The organism is Corynebacterium sp. ES2775-CONJ (assembly GCF_024814515.1).
Lineage (GTDB): Bacteria > Actinomycetota > Actinomycetes > Mycobacteriales > Mycobacteriaceae > Corynebacterium.
Genome location: NZ_JANUXT010000001.1, coordinates 200915 through 216662 on the forward strand (window position 1 = coordinate 200915; position 15748 = coordinate 216662).

Sequence of the window (15748 nt, forward strand, 5' to 3'; positions counted from 1 at the left end):
GGGATACTTTCGTTAAAAGCGCTGCACAGGGCTGTCCCCGTAGCAGCGCTAATGAATGCTTGTTTTATCGACGCTTGAGGTCTGGGAAAGCAGCATGAACTGCGAGGGCGATGAAGATGATGAACACAACCTTGGCAATATCAGGAAGAATGAACGGTCCTTGAGCCACTACCGCAGCAGTCAAATCCATGTTAGCGCGCAGCATTAACCCGACAACGCCGAAGAAATACTGCAGTAATAGGCCGGCGAAACCACCCAGAGTGATGAAGAGTGTGCTGCGTGCGCGGTCTGAATTGGGGGCACGATAGGCAATGAGACCTGCCACGAATGCAGCGCATACATAACCTACAAGATAGCCCACTGTGGGGCCAGCGAGGGCGGCGAAAAGAGTGCGTCCCCCCGCTAGGATTGGGAGGTTCAGTAGACCGATGCCCAAGAAAAGCAGAGCTACGCTAAGTCCGCGCTTCGGACCAAGAACGAGCCCAGCGAGAATTATGGCAGCGTTTTGCAATACAATAGGCACACCGGCTGTACCGATGGGGATGGCAACGAAGCCTAGAACAATGATCAGAGCTGTAAATACAGCAATATAGGCAAGATCTTGGACGCCTGCGCGTGAAGAGGACGAATTCATATTCATAACCATAGTATTTAACGCCGTTCAAGAAAAGCAGCCGCTCAATATATGGCTAAACTATCCCTATGCGATTGACGGAATTTCACCAATTGGTTAATGAAGAATTCGGCTCGGCTCATGGTGCCTGGCTGGTCGATAGTCATGTTATCGAAAAATTTGGCAAAACTGCTCGGCAGTTACTAGCCGAGGGTACCGAAGTGCGAGAAATCTGGTGGGGGCTTTGTCACGATTTCCGCATTCCAGAGGAGCGCTGGCTCGGTCAAGATCTTTAGAGTTGACAGAGCGCTAAGATTTCTTTTCGAACATATGTTCCTGTAAGCTAACGGTTCGAACCATCTCATTTATTATGATTACACACAGATCGTTAAGGAACTGCAACTAATACAGAGCAGTCTTATAGAAGATGAATGCGGAGTGTTCGTTATAGCATCCCGCCTAAGACTGCCGACAAGAAAGAAGAATGCCCTATGGCTCCGAAGAAAACCACTAAATCTAAAGCGCCAGCTGGAAGCGACCGGACTAAAGCTCTAGATGCAGCGCTCGCTCTTATTGAAAAGGAGATTGGCAAAGGTGCTGTGATGCGTCTGGGTGACGAGAAACGTCCACCTATTAGTGCGATTTCCTCTGGCAATACCGCAATCAATATCGCCCTTGGTATCGGTGGTTTTCCCCGCGGGCGCGTGGTAGAGATTTACGGTCCAGAATCTTCCGGTAAAACCACGGTAGCTCTGCACGCCATTGCAGAGGCGCAGAAGGCTGGCGGAATAGCGGCATTTATCGACGCTGAGCATGCTTTAGATCCTGAATATGCGCGTAAACTCGGTGTTGATACTGATGCGCTGTTAGTCTCGCAACCAGATCACGGTGAGCAGGCACTTGAGATTGCCGATATGCTAGTGCGCTCCGGTGCCATCGATATTATTGTCATCGACTCTGTCGCTGCTTTGACACCAAAAGCTGAAGTGGAGGGGGAGATGGGCGATTCTCACGTGGGACTGCAAGCCCGTTTGATGAGCCAGGCGCTGCGCAAAATGACTAGTGCTCTTTATAATTCAGGGACTACGGCGATTTTTATTAATCAGCTTCGAGAAAAAATTGGAGTGATGTTCGGTTCTCCCGAGACCACTACAGGTGGAAAAGCGCTCAAATTCTACGCTTCAGTACGCTGTGACGTGCGTCGTATCCAAACCCTGAAGGATGGCCAAGATGCCATTGGTAACCGGACTCGGTTGAAGGTGGTCAAGAATAAGGTTTCGCCTCCCTTTAAGGTTGCCGAATTCGACATCATGTACGGGGAGGGTATTTCTCGTGAATCTTCATTGATCGATCTGGGCGTTGATAACGGCATCATTAAAAAATCCGGTTCCTGGTTTACTTACGAGGGAGATCAGCTGGGACAGGGCAAGGAAAAAGTGCGGATTAATCTCCGCAATAGTCCAGAGTTGGCTGATGAGATCGAGCAAAAAATCCTACAAAAGCTTAAAGTGGGCGAGTATGCCGATACTGACGATGAACTCAGCGATGAGCCAGTAGATCTCGTGCCCAATGTTGATTTTGATGACGAGGACTAAAAAACTTCCACAATGACGTCGCACGCGCAAACACTCGCCGAACTGAAGAAAGCTCTTAACAATTACGCCGGAGATGGCAGCTCCCTATTCGACAAGGAAAAGGACAAACTTAAACAGCAAATCCGTAGGCGCGCCTTGTTGCTCCTCGATCAGCGGCCACGCTCCGAAGCGGAACTGCGATCGCGGTTGATGGATATGGAGTTCGCGGAAGCACTTATCGAGGAAGTCATTCACGATTTTCGCTCTTCGCGCCTTCTCGATGACGAGAGTTTCGCTTTTGAGTGGGTGCGACAGCGTCATGAGAAGAGGTGTAAGTCGAAACAGGCCCTAGACCACGAGCTTCGCGACAAAGGAATTGTTAAGGACCTCAGGCTAAAAGCACTCGCTCAAATCGACGAAAACGACGAGTATCGCGCCGCTCTAGCTCTTGCTGAGAAAAAGGCTCGGAGTGTACATACAGCCCCCTCTGATTACCAGGATTACCAAAAATTTCTGCGTCGTATTGTCGGCGTATTAGCGCGGCGCGGGTACTCAGATTCTCTAAGCCTAAACATCGGACGATCAGTGCTGGATGAGCGAATCAGTGAACTAAGCTCAGCGCGTAAGTTATAAAAGCACTCTAAAATCGCCCAGGGTCGCGCAGATCCTTGTGGTTTGGATCGTGCCAATCAACTATAACGGAATCCTTGGTATCGATTCCAGGATCGGGTTGATAGGGGACCGTGGCGAAAATATTCCGCCGAGCGCGCCCGGCGCGCAATTGGCGTTCCACCCTTTCCGCGAACACGGTGAGGGTGTAGTTGATGAGAATCATAATGGCTGCCACCACGACAAGTGAGGCTAGATAATTTCGGTTGAATGCCGATGATTGAATACCCTGTCTGACTACCTCTACGAAACCAATCTGATAACCTAGCGCCGAATCTTTAATAGCGATCACCGCCTGAGCGATCAACGCCGGCAACATAGCGGCAATGGCCTGAGGGAGCATAACTGACCTCATCGTTTGTCCATGACTGAGGCCGAGAGCCGCAGCCGCCTCGTACTGTCCCCTGGGTAAATTCTTCATACCAGAGCGCAAAATTTCGGCTATGACCGAACCGTTGTACAAGGTGAGGGCGATTACGACCGCTGTGAAAGCTAGGTAACGAGGAAACACGATATTGTATACCGCGAGAAGCTGATAAGCGAAGATAATCAGAAGCAGGACGGGAATTGCGCGAAAAAACTCCACGAAGGCAGCGCAATACACAGAGATGATTCGCCATTGCGATAATTTTCCGAGCCCAAGGAGCACTCCGATGGCGATAGCTAGGATGACCGATGCAAAAGCCGACTGCAGGGTACCCAGGAGACCAGGAAGAAGGTAGGTCGTCCACGTATTAGCACGAAGAAAAGGGGTCCACTTATCGGCCTCGAGTTGTCCCTCTCTTCCCAGAATGGTGAAGATCCATCCAGCTATAGCGAGAGCCATAACCAAGGTAGCAAAGGTGTAGATGCGATTGAAGAGACGGCCGCGGGCGCCCGGAGTGTCGTAGAGAACTGTGGCACGAGTAGACATTATTTACTAACCGCCACTTTCTGCGAGACGCGGCCTACGATAAGCCCCATAGGGATCGTAAGAATCATGAAGCCAAGAGCAAAACATCCGAAAATGATCCACAGTTGGTTGGCATTCTTCTCAATAACCTCTTTCATCAAAAGAGATGCCTCAGCTACTCCTATAACCGAAGCTACGGTAGTGTTTTTGGTCAGGGCAATAAGGGTATTGCCGAGAGGGACAACAGCGGCTCTGAATGCTTGGGGGAATACTATAGCGATGAAGGTCTGCCGGAAATTAAGGCCCAAAGATCTCGCCGCTTCCGCCTGGCCGAAGTCCACGGTATTAATCCCAGCCCGCAAGCATTCTGCTACGAAAGCAGAGGTATAGATGGTGAATCCAATCACGGCGAGACGGAAGTTATTATCTACGAGATAAGATGTAGAGTCGCGCTGGGCTAATTGCAATCAGAGGGTTTGGTAGAGGCCGAAGGAACAGAGCAGCACGACCAGGGTGAGCGGAGTATTTCTTATTGTATTGATATAGAGGGTGGCTAGCGTGCGCAGGATCCCAATCGGGGACACCCGCATAGATACCAGGATGGTCCCGATGGCCAGCGCCCTAGTGCAGAAAGGATAGTCAGTTTAATGGTGATCCAAAAAGCCGGAAGGATAGCTGGCCCGAGTTGTGCCCATAGTGCATCCATATAGTTCCTTCTCAATAGTTACCTCTACAATAAAGAGGCAAAAACTGCCATCTTCGATGGAAAGCATCTCAAAAATCAGCTGGGCTGATTGAGTGATCTAACCAATAAAGGCAAGGTCTCCTGGGACGTCAGTGGAGACACCAGTGGCATTTTTACCGAGGTTTTTGGTGATGAGCGTTGCAGAATCACCGGAGTCGTACATTTCTTGTAGTGCCTTGTTAACAGCGTCAGTAGCCTCTTGATCATCCTTGGCCAGACCAATGCCATAATGTTCATCAGTGAAAGGCATATCGTCCTTAGTCATCTCGATCACTGTGAAGGCGCCGTCATCCTGAGCTGCGTAGCCATTGAGAATAGTGGCGTCGGTGGTCATGGCATCGACATTGCCCTGGCGCAGCGCCTCCACGCATGAAGAGTAGGTATCATATTCTTGAAGTTGCACGTCTGGAAGCGAGTCCTTGACCTTTTGGGCGGGGGTGGAGCCCGATACCGAACATAAAATCTTGCCAGCACCAAGATCTTCTAGCCTCGTGATTTGGTCATCATCTAAGCGCACGAGTAGTGCCTGATGAGTAAGCAGGTAGGGGCCACCAAAGTTGACAGCTTCATTGCGCGATTTGTTGATCGAATAGGTGGCCGCGATGAGATCGACTTCGCCGTTTTGGATCAATGTTTCGCGTTGCGAAGAAGGACACTCGCGCCATGTTATTTCCGGCTCCTCCCAGCCGTTATCGGCAGCGATTCGGTTGACGATATGGGTGGCAACATCAACGTCAAGTCCGGTGAGTTCCCCCGAGGCTTCTTTGAGGCCGAGTCCAGGTTGATTGAATTTAGTTCCTACTGTGACTGATCCTGCTTCAATATGTGCGATTAGTCCTGCGCCCGACTCCTCGGTAGAACCGCAGCTGGTAAGGGTAGCTAATCCGGCAATTGCGAGGGTGGTCATAGAAGCAATAGAGGTGGAGTGAGAGTTTTTCATAAGTGGTTCTCCTAGAGATTTGTAAAGGGATTTAATTGGATAGGATTTTGCTGAGGAAATCTTGAGATCGCTCGTGCTGCGGATTATCGAAGAAGGACTGAGGATCGCTGTCTTCGATGATTTCACCGTCGGCCATGAAAAGAACTCGGTGCGCAGCCTTGCGTGCGAATCCCATTTCGTGAGTGACGCAGACCATAGTCATACCTTCGTGGGCAAGGTCTGTCATCACGTCGAGAACTTCGTTAACCATTTCAGGGTCTAAAGCAGAGGTCGGTTCGTCGAATAGCATCACCTTGGGTTGCATTGCCAGAGCACGGGCTATAGCAACTCGCTGCTGTTGGCCACCTGAGAGTTGAGCTGGATACTTTTTCGCTTGATTTCCAATTCCAACCCTGTCGAGCAAATCGAGGGCGAGGGCCTGAGCTGTGTTTTTAGGCATACCCCGCACCTTGATGGGGCCGAGCGTGACGTTGTCACGGATGGTCATATGAGGGAAAAGGTTGAATGATTGGAAAACAATGCCCACCTCGCTGCGAAGCCGCGCGAGATCTTTTCCTTCTTCAGGTAGACGCTCACCGTCAATATAGATGGTGCCTTGTTCGATGGTTTCTAGTCTGTTAATCGCGCGACACAGCGTGGACTTGCCCGAGCCCGATGGCCCAATGACGACGACCACTTGACCGCGCGGTATATCGAGGTTGATATTTTTCAGAGCGTGGAAGTCATCGAAATACTTGTTGACGCCATCGAACCTGATAATAGGGAACCAATCAGAGGAGGGGCTCCCATGCCCGTATGTGTTTTGTGTCATAGTTCTAGCCTGGTGATGCTTATGTCACTGCAGTAAGGCGGGTGTGGGAAAAGTAGAAAAAGTGCTGAACGATCACGTGTGGCGGGGGTGAGGTATAAACGGCAGGGTAGTCTGATTAATTCTAAGAATGAAAGTTCTCGATGCAGTTCGTCAAAAATTAAGGCAAGCGCTAGAATCACCCAAGTGTCTGCCACCAATAATCCTTCAGCCCTTACCGATTCATCGCGGTCTCCACTTAGCTACGAGGTTCGCACCTTTGGCTGTCAGATGAATGTCCACGACTCAGAGCGCCTTTCGGGCCTGCTTGAGGAAGCCGGATATCAGCACGTCGCCGAAGGAAGAGACCCTGACCTTATAGTCTTTAATACATGCGCAGTTCGCGAAAATGCCGATATGCGACTGTATGGCACTCTTGGCAATCTGCGTGCACTCAAAGAGCAAAGACCACATATGCAAATAGCGGTGGGGGGTTGCCTGGCGCAAAAAGACAAAGATGTGGTGCTGAAAAAGGCTCCGTGGGTAGACGTAGTATTCGGAACCCACAATATCGGATCACTTCCGGCGCTTCTAGATCGGGCGCGGCACAACAACAAGGCCCAGGTAGAAATCCTTGACGCGCTTGAACAGTTCCCCTCCGTGCTCCCCGCCAAGCGTGAGTCGGCTTATGCGGGCTGGGTATCGGTATCGGTGGGATGTAATAATACCTGTACCTTCTGCATCGTTCCATCTCTCAGAGGCAAGGAAACAGACCGCCGCCCAGGTGATATTCTCAGCGAGGTACAGGCCTTGGTAGATCAAGGCGTTAGTGAGGTGACGTTGCTCGGGCAGAATGTTAATGCCTATGGTGTCCACTTTGCGGATCCAGATTTACCTCGCGATCGTTTCGCTTTTTCCAAGCTGCTGCGTGCCTGCGGGACAATAGACGGTTTGGAGCGATTGCGTTTTACTTCGCCTCACCCTGCTGAATTCACCTCAGATGTCATCGATGCGATGGCTGAGACACCCAATATCTGTCCCCAATTGCATATGCCTCTGCAATCGGGATCCGACAAGGTTCTCAAAGAGATGCGTCGCAGTTATCGGTCAAAGAAGTTCCTCAAAATATTGGAGGAAGTGCGGCACAAGATTCCACACGCTGCCATTACTACCGATATTATCGTGGGCTTTCCAGGCGAAACCGAGGAAGATTTCCAAGCAACTCTTGCTGTGGTAGAACAATCACGTTTCTCTTCTGCCTATACCTTCCAATACTCACCGCGGCCTGGAACTCCAGCAGCCGAGTATGAGAACCAGATACCCAAAGACGTTGTGCAAGAGCGGTACGAACGATTGATAGCACTGCAAGAGCAGATCAGCTTCGAAGAAAACTATAAGCTTATCGGCCGCCAAGTCGAGTTATTAGTGCAAGAAGCAGCAGGACGCAAAAATGAGCTCACCCACCGGCTCTCAGGGCGAGCTCGAGATGGTCGACTCGTTCACTTCGCACCACAAATGCACGCTGACGGTTCTTCGATCGATATTCGCCCCGGCGATATAGTCACCGTGGAAATCACTGGTGCGAAGTCCTATTATGTGACAGCTGACCACGGGGTATTGACCTACCGTGCGACAAAGGCCGGTGATATGAGCGCGCAAGGACAACTACCAACTACCCCGCCAGTTGGCGTGCGCCTGGGCCTGCCTCCCATCGGCCGGCCAGCTCGAGTACCGGACGAACAAGGTGGCTGTTGTTAGGGTGTAGAATGATGCTGCAACAAGCAATATGTTGATGGCGAGGAGAAATAGGTGTCAGCAAAGCTAGAGAATCTTAGCCCAGCACAATTAGCACTTGAGGAGCGGGAGGCATCACGCATCATCTCCTACCGCCCCTATGGGCCCTACCTCCGGCTTGCCCAATTATTCTTCGCGGTGGGCCTGCTCATACCGCATGCGGGTGATATGCGCGGTTGGCAGGTACTCTTCCTTCGCGCACCATCGGAGGGAATCCGCATCGGGATCGCGGAGCAGGTATTTGTTATTGTCTCCGCCCTCGGTGTGCTCGTCATGGGAGGTCTTCTGTTGACGACGTCTCGCACCATATTCGGCTGGGTGGCCTGGCTGCTGAGCGGAGTCGGTCTTGTTAGTTCCGTCTTCGCCTTGTGGATGCGATTGCAGGATAAAGAAGTAGGAGCGGCTCCAGGGATAGGTCCCGGATTTTATCTAGAGGTCGGATCCGTTATCTTTGCGGTAGTAGTGCTGAGCCTGATTGTGTGGCAGCGTACAGATCGGCAAAAGGAGATCGCCCAGATGCGAGCTGCCCGAGAAAACCTGGATGAAGTGGGATACGCCCAGCGCCAGGCGAGGGTAAATCCAGAGACGAATCCACTGCTTATTGATGACAGACGACAGCGAGCATCACGCAAACGAAAAATAAGACCGGTAGACGATTAGAAAAGCGGCCAAGATGGGTATCTTGGCCGCTTATTATTTAGCGATTTTCAACTGCGCTCAACGCAGCATCTGCCCATTCCTGCCACTGCTGAGCTTGCTCACGCAGTGACTGAGCTTTTTTGGCCTGCCCTTTTTCTTCGGCAGCAGTAGCCTGAGCATTAAGCTCCGTAACTTTGGCACTAAACTGAGCGGCGCGCGCCTGCGCCGCGGGATCGGTGCGCCGCCACTGCTCATCGGCAGCCTGAGTCACGCGCTTTTCCAGCTTGCCGATCTTCTGCTCGAATTCGCGCACCCTATCGCGAGGAACAAATCCGATGGCTTCCCACTTTTCCTGCAATTCTCGCAAGTGAGCTCGAGCCTTATCCAGCCCATTCTCGGGGTTGATCAGCGCATCATACTGATCGAGAAGCTCCTGCTTAGCCTGGGCGTTGTGCTCAAATTCCACATCACGCTCATGGGCCTGGGCATTACGTGCCTCGAAAAAGTGATCCTGGGCGCTCTTAAAAGCCTCCCACAATTTATCGTCAACGTCACGAGGTGCACGCCCAGCAGACTTCCACTCTTTCATCAAATCGCGGAAAGCTCGGGCGGTTTCGCCCCAATCCGTCGAGTCTTTTAATTCCTCTGCACGAGCGACAAGATCTTCTTTGACACGACGAGCTGCAGCGCGTCCTCGATCGAGTTCGGCAAAGTGAGCCCCCCGGCGCCGGTTGAAAGAATCTCGGGCCCGGGAATAGCGTTTCCACAAAGCGTCATCAGTCTTCCTATCGATGCCGCGAATGGTCTTCCACTCATCGAGGATTTCCCGAATCCGGTCACCCGCCTGTTTCCAGTCGGTGGACTTCTCCGCGAGATCCTCCGCCTCCAGGGCGAGCGCCTCCTTGCGCTTGATATTCTCTTCGCGGCGCCGTGCCTTTTCTTCCTTAGCCTTATGTCCTACTTCATCGGCATTTGCAATGGTAGATTTCAGACGATCTTCAAGGGCTGCAAGATCACCGATAACTGCAGCATCTGCGAGACTGGCAAAAAGTTCGTTAGCCTTAGTCTTGATATGCGATGCCTCATTAGGGTGACTGACGAGGCGGTTTTCCAGGTATGCGACCTCAGTTGCAAGATCATCGTATCGCGCCCCATAATGTGCGAGACCCTCAGCAGGAGTACCAGCCTGCCATGAGCCAATAAGACGATCCCCGTGAGCGGTGGTGACATAGGCGCTGCCGTCTTCCTCTACACGACCCCACTGAGTTGGATCGCTCACCGGTGTAGCGGTAACTATTGGTGCCACCGTGGCGGGCTTAGCACCAGCAAGAGTGCCAGGGCGGGGTACGGGTTTAGGGATACTGGTCATGGTCGGTGCCATCCTTTACTTCATGCGATCGTGCCGCGCGACGCGGCTGCCTCAACGGGAAACAACTAGAGAGAGCATCTCCCACTTCACAGAGCGGAGAGATGAAAATGCTCCTGTGATAAACATACCGCTGCAGCCAATGAATGTCATTGCTTGATGATCCCCCAGCTAACCAAGCGGGGGTAGAGAATCTAGCCACTCAGACACGCTAGAATGGTGTGGGAGAAATTTCAACGATCAGTCTCGAGGAAACTCTATGGCAAGCGATTTGATTCTCATTCCGCCTTCTCCGGCCATTATCCCCGGGATCGGTCGCGGTGATGAGCAAGGAGCCTTACTGTACCAGCGGGCGAGGGCAAAGCTCACCGAGCTAGTGACAGGGAAGGCCGCCTCAACTCGCATTGTGTACCGCAAGTGTAGACGTGACTTTACTCGTCACACCGGCAGCTTGCAGGCGTGGGCACCCACCTCGTATCGGGTCAGTTCAGGCCACTATCTACCAGAGATTATCGCTCGACACCTACTTCCATACGAAGAGGCTTCCATCACTCACACGAGTGAGTCTATAGGCCCCCTTTGCGATGGGGAGGTCATTATCCTCATGCTCGACGGAAGCGCCGGCATGACCGAACGCGCTCCTTTAAGTCTGCTACCGCAATCTAGCGCAAGTGATCGCTGGTGCCTCGATCTTCTCCAGGGAAGAAATTTTCGAAGGATCTCGTACAATTTTCTTCTCGAGGCCGGTGTGGAAAACCCCGACCTATGGTTAGAACTGGCCAACTACCGACAGGAATTCCTCAAATCTGAACTCATTCACGTCGACTCCAGCCTGGGAGTAGCGCGCTATGTTGCACATATCAATATCCGTGTGGATACTGCTCTACACTAGGACCTCAAGTATGCAACACGAAGGGATATTATGGCTGCCACTTTGCCTCATCCAGTGGCGATAATCGGGCCTACAGCCTCTGGGAAGTCCAGCCTGAGCATCGCACTTGCCCACCACGTTAATGCAGAGATTGTCAATACTGATTCCATGCAACTCTACCGGGGCATGGATATAGGGACCGCCAAACTCACCGTCGGTGAGCGCGAGGGAATACCGCATCACCTACTTGATATCCTCGATGTCACCGAGCGGGCATCGGTTGCGAATTATCAAGCGCGAGCTATCGCCTGTGTAGAAGATATCCAACGACGCGGAAAAACCCCTCTACTCGTTGGTGGGTCCATGCTTTACGTACAATCGCTAATCGACGACTGGCAATTCCCTCCAACCGATCCTGGAGTAAGAGCCTATTGGGAACAGCGCCTCGAAACAGATGGCATTGACCAACTCCACGCCTATCTGCATCACCTCGACCCTGTCGCTGCAGAAATCATCGAAGATAAAGATCCTCGTAGGACCGTTCGCGCCCTTGAAGTCATTGAATTAACTGGTCAACCGTATAAAGCCTCGCAGCCAGATAAAAGCGCCGCGCCGCGCTGGAATACAACCATTATTGGTTTGGCTACCACACCTGAGTGGCTGAACCCACGAATCGAACAGCGCACCCACCTGATGTTCGATCGCGGCTTTGCAGCAGAAGTGGAAAATCTCTACCGCAACCATGGGTTACGAGCTGATTCGACTGCGGGCAGCGCCATAGGTTACTCCCAAATGCTGGAGGTACTCACCGGAAATATGGATCTTGAAGAGGCATGGGAGAAAACTGTGATAGGGACACGGCGATACGTCCGCCGCCAGCGATCGTGGTTCCGTAGAGATCCGCGGGTGCAGTGGATCAAGGCCAGCGGCGATACCCTATCTCAAACCATGGATATCCTAGAAACTATAAGTGCCCCTTAACCGAGAAAGGATCGATCAGTGAATACCTCAGCCCATCTCGTACCTTTTATAAAAGGTCATGGTACGGAAAATGACTTCATAATCGTTGTCGATCCAGCTGCCAGCTTAGATTTAGCCCCCGAGATCATCCAGGCCCTCTGCAACCGGCATTCCGGTATCGGTGCCGACGGGTTGCTGCGCGTTGCTCATGCCGGGGCGCTACAGGAAGGAGGCTATATCTCTGAGCTCGCCGAGGGCATTAACGCAACACACTGGTTTATGGACTACTACAACGCAGATGGATCAGTGGCCGAGATGTGCGGGAATGGACTACGAGTATTCGCCCACGTGCTCAGCGTGGAAGGCCTCGTGGGTACAACCGAATTTACGGTAGGAACACGCGCAGGGGCGCGTCGGGTGCGGGTTTTAGCCGCCGATCCTCACCGTGCGATGGTCAGCGTTGATATGGGATCGGTTCAGGTCCGCGGTCTATCCACGTGTACCGTAGCGGGACAAGCCTTTGCTGGATTAGCAGTGAGCACAGGTAACCCCCATCTTGCCTGTGTGGTACCTGGAATGACGGCAGAGCACCTTAATTCTCTGGAGATGGCGCCACCGGTCTTTGATCGTGATTTTTTCCCCTCTGGTGTGAATGTGGAGATCATTGCGCTCAAACCCGGTGGAGATATCTATATGCGTGTATATGAGCGCGGAGTAGGTGAGACCCGTTCCTGTGGAACGGGAACCGTAGCTGCGGCCGTGGCTGCTCTTGCAGATCGGGGGGATACCACTGGGACGCTGCACGTAGGGGTTCTCGGCGGCGAGGTGACTGTGGAAATTACCGAAGACAGGGCAATTTTGAGTGGCCCTTCGCAGATCGTAGCGCGGGGAACGATCGATCTTAAAGCCTATACTGATCGCTAGGAAGATTTGTAATCAGTGCCGAGCCGTTGGGCAGCGCGGCGTGCCCGTATCCACGACTCTTGCAGTTCGAGGGCTCGGGCATCGGTGATCTTGAGAAGTTCTTCTAGTTGGGTTACCGAGAGGTTGCGGCGCAAACGTGAATCGAGGCGGGAGACGAAGCGCTTGGACGTCTTAGACAAGAAGATAAACTCTGAAATATCGGGCTCCGTACAATCCGAGTCAGCTAGGGCTGGTCTTATGATTGTGCGATCAGCTAGATCGTCTGCCTCCATACCATGTAAGAATTTGTCGTACTCGGCCAATACGTCCTCAATATCCTCTTTCGACAGAGTGATCGAGGACTTCAGGGCCGAGCCCTCCTGATAATTTGGTTGGAATTTAGTAATGAGAAAGACCCCCGCCAGGATGAAGACAGACAGTAAGACTCCCTCGATTTTGAAAAAGAAGATCAACAGTGCACAGCACACCAGCACCACGGGCCACGGCCACGTTGGCTGGGGGTTCCCACCGTCGATTGCTTCTAATTCGCTCATAAGGCCTTCAGATTACAAGATCTCGTCTCTTAGCGTCTAATTATTAATGGCTGCCGCAACCACCGGAGCCGCAGCCGCAACCCCCCGAACTACAGCCCTGAGGAGCGACTACAGATCCCACCAAGAGAGCTTCGCCCGTGATGACGCTGCCCTTCACAGGCAGCTCTGTTTGGTATGGCATGCATAGGTCCAATGCTATCGAAGCATCGATAGTGCAGTGTATGAACTGCTGACCATTGAGGGCGTTACGGCGATACTCGGCTTGCAAGACGCGCGCGCTAAATTTAACAGCGGCTGTTGGAGCAGAGGCAGCTGAGCCAGCGTTAATTACTTCGGCTCCTGGAGATTCGATGTACCCCGATTCACGACCGGAGGCATCGCGATATCTTTGTTCATCTGGGTGTATGACGAGTGTGTGCTCGTCAACCAGCGCCGTGATACCCACTTGTTGCCAGCGCTGTTGTGACTCATCGACCAACAACGGACCTTGAGCGAGATTAACTGTCAGGGTCGTGATCGGAGCGCCGTGGCAATCAACAACCTCCACAAGTGCGAGCACATCATTGATCATCGCGATATGCCCAAAATTCGTGGTCTCGGCTTCAAACCCCGCGAATGTTGCGAAGGGTTCCACAGCTAGGATATTGATCTGAGCCCCAGAGGGGTCGGCGTATTGGATTAATTGTCCGCCGCGAACCTCGCCTGTGACAGAGAGATTATTAGTAGCAATAGCTGCCTCCACGGCATCTTGCCAGTGCTCGTAGTTCAAGCCTAGGGCTTCCAAATCATGACTCATAGGACCCATACTATCCAGTGGGATCGGTCTTTACCATTTTATGAATACCAGTTAAATATTGGCCAAGACTGCCTAGGAAGTGAGACAATGAGTAGTAACGATGAACAATAATAAGAAAAATAACGAAATCGACCACGACGCACTACTCGCCCAAGCTTTCAGCGACCACCAGCAGACAGTACCCACCGAGCCTTCCGGCCACGACCTCACCGGCCTAGTGAGCGCTCAACCTACGGTCGGTGAACTCGATTTGGAACAGCGTAGTTCCTTAAGGCGAATCGGCGGTGAGTCCGAACTCCATGCGACCGACCAAGAAGACGGTTATGACGTCGAGTATCGGAAGCTCCGTCTCGAGCGAGTCATCCTCGTGGGCGTGTGGACCGAGGGCACTACCGCCGAGATCGAAGCAACAATGCAGGAATTGGCAGCTCTCGCAGAGACTGCAGGCTCGCATATCACCGATATGTTCTACCAAAAGCGCGACCGTCCCGACCCCAGTACCTATATCGGCTCCGGTAAAGTTAAAGAACTCAAAGAGATCGTTAATGACACCGGAGTAGATACTGTTATCTGCGATGGTGAGCTAAGTCCCAGCCAGATGATTGCACTAGAGAAAGCTCTCGATGTCAAAGTTATCGACCGCACCATGCTGATTCTCGATATCTTTGCGCAACATGCGAAGAGTAAAGAAGGAAAAGCACAGGTCTCGCTTGCACAAATGGAATATCTGATTACTCGCGTTCGTGGGTGGGGTGGGGCACTATCACGCCAAGCGGGTGGACGTGCAGGCTCCAATGGTGGTGTCGGTCTGCGTGGTCCTGGCGAAACTAAAATTGAAGCCGATCGCCGCCGACTTCGTTCTGATATGGCGAAGCTACGTCGAGAGATCTCTGGGATGAAGACCGCCCGTGACGTTAAGCGCTCACAGCGCCGCGATTCCTCGATCCCCCAGATAGCCATCGCGGGCTATACCAATGCTGGAAAATCCTCGTTGATCAATGCCATGACAGGGGCCGGGGTATTGGTGGAGAACGCCCTCTTCGCCACCCTTGATCCCACCACGAGAAAAGCAGAACTTGGCGATGGTCGCCACGTGGTCTTCACCGACACGGTCGGCTTTGTGCGCCACCTTCCCACGCAGTTGGTCGAGGCCTTCCGATCAACCCTTGAAGAGGTTGTGGAGGCAGATCTGGTCCTCCATGTTGTCGACGGTTCGGATCCCTTTCCGCTCAAGCAGATCGCTGCTGTTAACGAGGTGATCGGTGAAATCGTGCGTGAGCAAAAAGCCGACGCTCCCCCGGAGATCATCGTGGTGAACAAGATTGATCAGGCTGATCCGTTGGTTCTCGCTGAATTGCGACATGCGCTCGACGATGTTGTCTTCGTCTCTGCCAAAACTGGTGAGGGTATTCCAGCGTTAGAAGCTCGAGTTGAGCTTTTCCTCAACTCCCTCGATGCCCATGCCGAGCTGCTCATCCCCTATACCCGTGGCGATATCGTCTCTAAGCTGCACCACCTGGGAACAGTGCTGCAGGAATCCCACACCGAAGAGGGAACGAGAATGGACGTTCGCTTACCTCAGTCTATGGCCAACCAGTTGGCGGAGTTCCAGATCGCCTCTGCGGAAGGTCATGCCTAGAGCCTG

Annotated in this window: 16 protein-coding genes and 1 pseudogene; 9 read left to right on the top strand and 8 right to left on the bottom strand. The window is 52.5% G+C overall.

The features are described 5' to 3' along the window. Positions 1 to 64: 64 nt before the first annotated feature. Positions 65 to 634: a biotin transporter BioY gene (locus NXT01_RS00900; protein ID WP_259077090.1), complete on the bottom strand. Its 570-nt coding sequence runs from the start codon at positions 632 to 634 to the stop codon at positions 65 to 67. Positions 635 to 702: 68 nt separating this feature from the next. Between NXT01_RS00900 and NXT01_RS00905 the strand changes: the two genes are divergently transcribed. From NXT01_RS00905 to NXT01_RS00915, 3 genes are all read left to right on the top strand, one after another. Next, entirely contained in the window at positions 703 to 909 is a 207-nt protein-coding gene (locus tag NXT01_RS00905; RefSeq protein WP_259076431.1) for a DUF3046 domain-containing protein, read from the top strand. Positions 910 to 1104: 195 nt separating this feature from the next. Continuing rightward, complete coding sequence (gene recA / locus NXT01_RS00910; protein ID WP_259076434.1) at positions 1105 to 2208, top strand: recombinase RecA; 1104 nt, start codon at positions 1105 to 1107, stop codon at positions 2206 to 2208. 12 nt (positions 2209 to 2220) lie between these two features. Next, the gene (locus NXT01_RS00915) at positions 2221 to 2820 is read left to right on the top strand and encodes a regulatory protein RecX (protein ID WP_259076436.1); all 600 of its coding nucleotides are present in this window, start codon (positions 2221 to 2223) and stop codon (positions 2818 to 2820) included. Positions 2821 to 2827: 7 nt separating this feature from the next. Here NXT01_RS00915 and NXT01_RS00920 read toward each other — a convergent pair whose 3' ends face one another. The 4 genes and pseudogenes from NXT01_RS00920 to NXT01_RS00935 all read right to left on the bottom strand — a co-directional run bounded on the left by NXT01_RS00920 (position 2828) and on the right by NXT01_RS00935 (position 6193). Then, positions 2828 to 3769, bottom strand: coding sequence for an amino acid ABC transporter permease (locus NXT01_RS00920; RefSeq protein ID WP_259076438.1), 942 nt, complete (start codon positions 3767 to 3769; stop codon positions 2828 to 2830). Continuing rightward, positions 3769 to 4454 (bottom strand): annotated as a pseudogene (locus tag NXT01_RS00925) (amino acid ABC transporter permease). The gene NXT01_RS00920 and the pseudogene NXT01_RS00925 overlap by 1 nt, the downstream one beginning before the upstream one ends. A 97-nt stretch (positions 4455 to 4551) precedes the next feature. After that, complete coding sequence (locus NXT01_RS00930; RefSeq protein ID WP_259076441.1) at positions 4552 to 5433, bottom strand: glutamate ABC transporter substrate-binding protein; 882 nt, start codon at positions 5431 to 5433, stop codon at positions 4552 to 4554. A 31-nt stretch (positions 5434 to 5464) separates the two neighbouring features. Beyond that, the gene (locus NXT01_RS00935; protein WP_259077091.1) at positions 5465 to 6193 is read right to left on the bottom strand and encodes an amino acid ABC transporter ATP-binding protein; all 729 of its coding nucleotides are present in this window, start codon (positions 6191 to 6193) and stop codon (positions 5465 to 5467) included. A 234-nt stretch (positions 6194 to 6427) separates the two neighbouring features. Here NXT01_RS00935 and miaB point away from each other — a divergent pair, with 234 nt between their 5' ends. Together miaB and NXT01_RS00945 are read left to right on the top strand one after the other, a co-directional pair. Further along, on the top strand, positions 6428 to 7978 hold the full coding sequence (gene miaB, locus NXT01_RS00940; RefSeq protein ID WP_259076443.1) for a tRNA (N6-isopentenyl adenosine(37)-C2)-methylthiotransferase MiaB: 1551 nt from the start codon (positions 6428 to 6430) through the stop codon (positions 7976 to 7978). A 51-nt stretch (positions 7979 to 8029) separates the two neighbouring features. Continuing rightward, complete coding sequence (locus NXT01_RS00945; protein ID WP_259076445.1) at positions 8030 to 8674, top strand: hypothetical protein; 645 nt, start codon at positions 8030 to 8032, stop codon at positions 8672 to 8674. Positions 8675 to 8711: 37 nt separating this feature from the next. Here NXT01_RS00945 and NXT01_RS00950 read toward each other — a convergent pair whose 3' ends face one another. Next, on the bottom strand, positions 8712 to 10022 hold the full coding sequence (locus tag NXT01_RS00950) for a DUF349 domain-containing protein (protein ID WP_259076446.1): 1311 nt from the start codon (positions 10020 to 10022) through the stop codon (positions 8712 to 8714). A 256-nt stretch (positions 10023 to 10278) separates the two neighbouring features. Here NXT01_RS00950 and NXT01_RS00955 point away from each other — a divergent pair, with 256 nt between their 5' ends. The 3 genes from NXT01_RS00955 to dapF are packed head-to-tail and all read left to right on the top strand — an operon-like array spanning position 10279 to position 12774. After that, complete coding sequence (locus NXT01_RS00955; RefSeq protein ID WP_259076448.1) at positions 10279 to 10911, top strand: hypothetical protein; 633 nt, start codon at positions 10279 to 10281, stop codon at positions 10909 to 10911. Between the two features lie 30 nt (positions 10912 to 10941). Continuing rightward, a complete protein-coding gene (gene miaA / locus NXT01_RS00960; protein WP_396124684.1) occupies positions 10942 to 11871 on the top strand; it encodes a tRNA (adenosine(37)-N6)-dimethylallyltransferase MiaA in 930 nt (309 codons plus the stop codon). Between the two features lie 18 nt (positions 11872 to 11889). Beyond that, complete coding sequence (gene dapF, locus NXT01_RS00965; protein WP_259076450.1) at positions 11890 to 12774, top strand: diaminopimelate epimerase; 885 nt, start codon at positions 11890 to 11892, stop codon at positions 12772 to 12774. On the opposite strand, the gene NXT01_RS00970 is transcribed toward dapF, so the two are convergent. Both NXT01_RS00970 and NXT01_RS00975 read right to left on the bottom strand, forming a co-directional pair. After that, positions 12771 to 13307, bottom strand: coding sequence for a hypothetical protein (locus tag NXT01_RS00970; protein ID WP_259076452.1), 537 nt, complete (start codon positions 13305 to 13307; stop codon positions 12771 to 12773). The genes dapF and NXT01_RS00970 overlap by 4 nt on opposite strands. Positions 13308 to 13350: 43 nt before the next feature. Further along, positions 13351 to 14103 (bottom strand): hypothetical protein, encoded by a 753-nt coding sequence (locus tag NXT01_RS00975; RefSeq protein ID WP_259076454.1) that lies wholly within the window; start codon positions 14101 to 14103, stop codon positions 13351 to 13353. 100 nt (positions 14104 to 14203) lie between these two features. On the opposite strand from NXT01_RS00975, the gene hflX reads away from it, so the two are divergent. Then, on the top strand, positions 14204 to 15742 hold the full coding sequence (gene hflX / locus NXT01_RS00980) for a GTPase HflX (RefSeq protein WP_259076456.1): 1539 nt from the start codon (positions 14204 to 14206) through the stop codon (positions 15740 to 15742). Positions 15743 to 15748: the final 6 nt, after the last annotated feature.

Bases quoted from the DNA above. Each gene is read 5' to 3' on its own strand.
- NXT01_RS00900 (WP_259077090.1), bottom strand. From the start codon at position 634: ATGAATTCGTCCTCTTCACGCGCAGGCGTCCAAGATCTTGCCTATATT.
- NXT01_RS00905 (WP_259076431.1), top strand. From the start codon at position 703: ATGCGATTGACGGAATTTCACCAATTGGTTAATGAAGAATTCGGCTCG.
- recA (WP_259076434.1), top strand. From the start codon at position 1,105: ATGGCTCCGAAGAAAACCACTAAATCTAAAGCGCCAGCTGGAAGCGAC.
- NXT01_RS00915 (WP_259076436.1), top strand. From the start codon at position 2,221: ATGACGTCGCACGCGCAAACACTCGCCGAACTGAAGAAAGCTCTTAAC.
- NXT01_RS00920 (WP_259076438.1), bottom strand. From the start codon at position 3,769: ATGTCTACTCGTGCCACAGTTCTCTACGACACTCCGGGCGCCCGCGGC.
- NXT01_RS00930 (WP_259076441.1), bottom strand. From the start codon at position 5,433: ATGAAAAACTCTCACTCCACCTCTATTGCTTCTATGACCACCCTCGCA.
- NXT01_RS00950 (WP_259076446.1), bottom strand. From the start codon at position 10,022: ATGACCAGTATCCCTAAACCCGTACCCCGCCCTGGCACTCTTGCTGGT.
- NXT01_RS00955 (WP_259076448.1), top strand. From the start codon at position 10,279: ATGGCAAGCGATTTGATTCTCATTCCGCCTTCTCCGGCCATTATCCCC.
- miaA (WP_396124684.1), top strand. From the start codon at position 10,942: ATGGCTGCCACTTTGCCTCATCCAGTGGCGATAATCGGGCCTACAGCC.
- NXT01_RS00970 (WP_259076452.1), bottom strand. From the start codon at position 13,307: ATGAGCGAATTAGAAGCAATCGACGGTGGGAACCCCCAGCCAACGTGG.
- NXT01_RS00975 (WP_259076454.1), bottom strand. From the start codon at position 14,103: ATGAGTCATGATTTGGAAGCCCTAGGCTTGAACTACGAGCACTGGCAA.
- hflX (WP_259076456.1), top strand. From the start codon at position 14,204: ATGAACAATAATAAGAAAAATAACGAAATCGACCACGACGCACTACTC.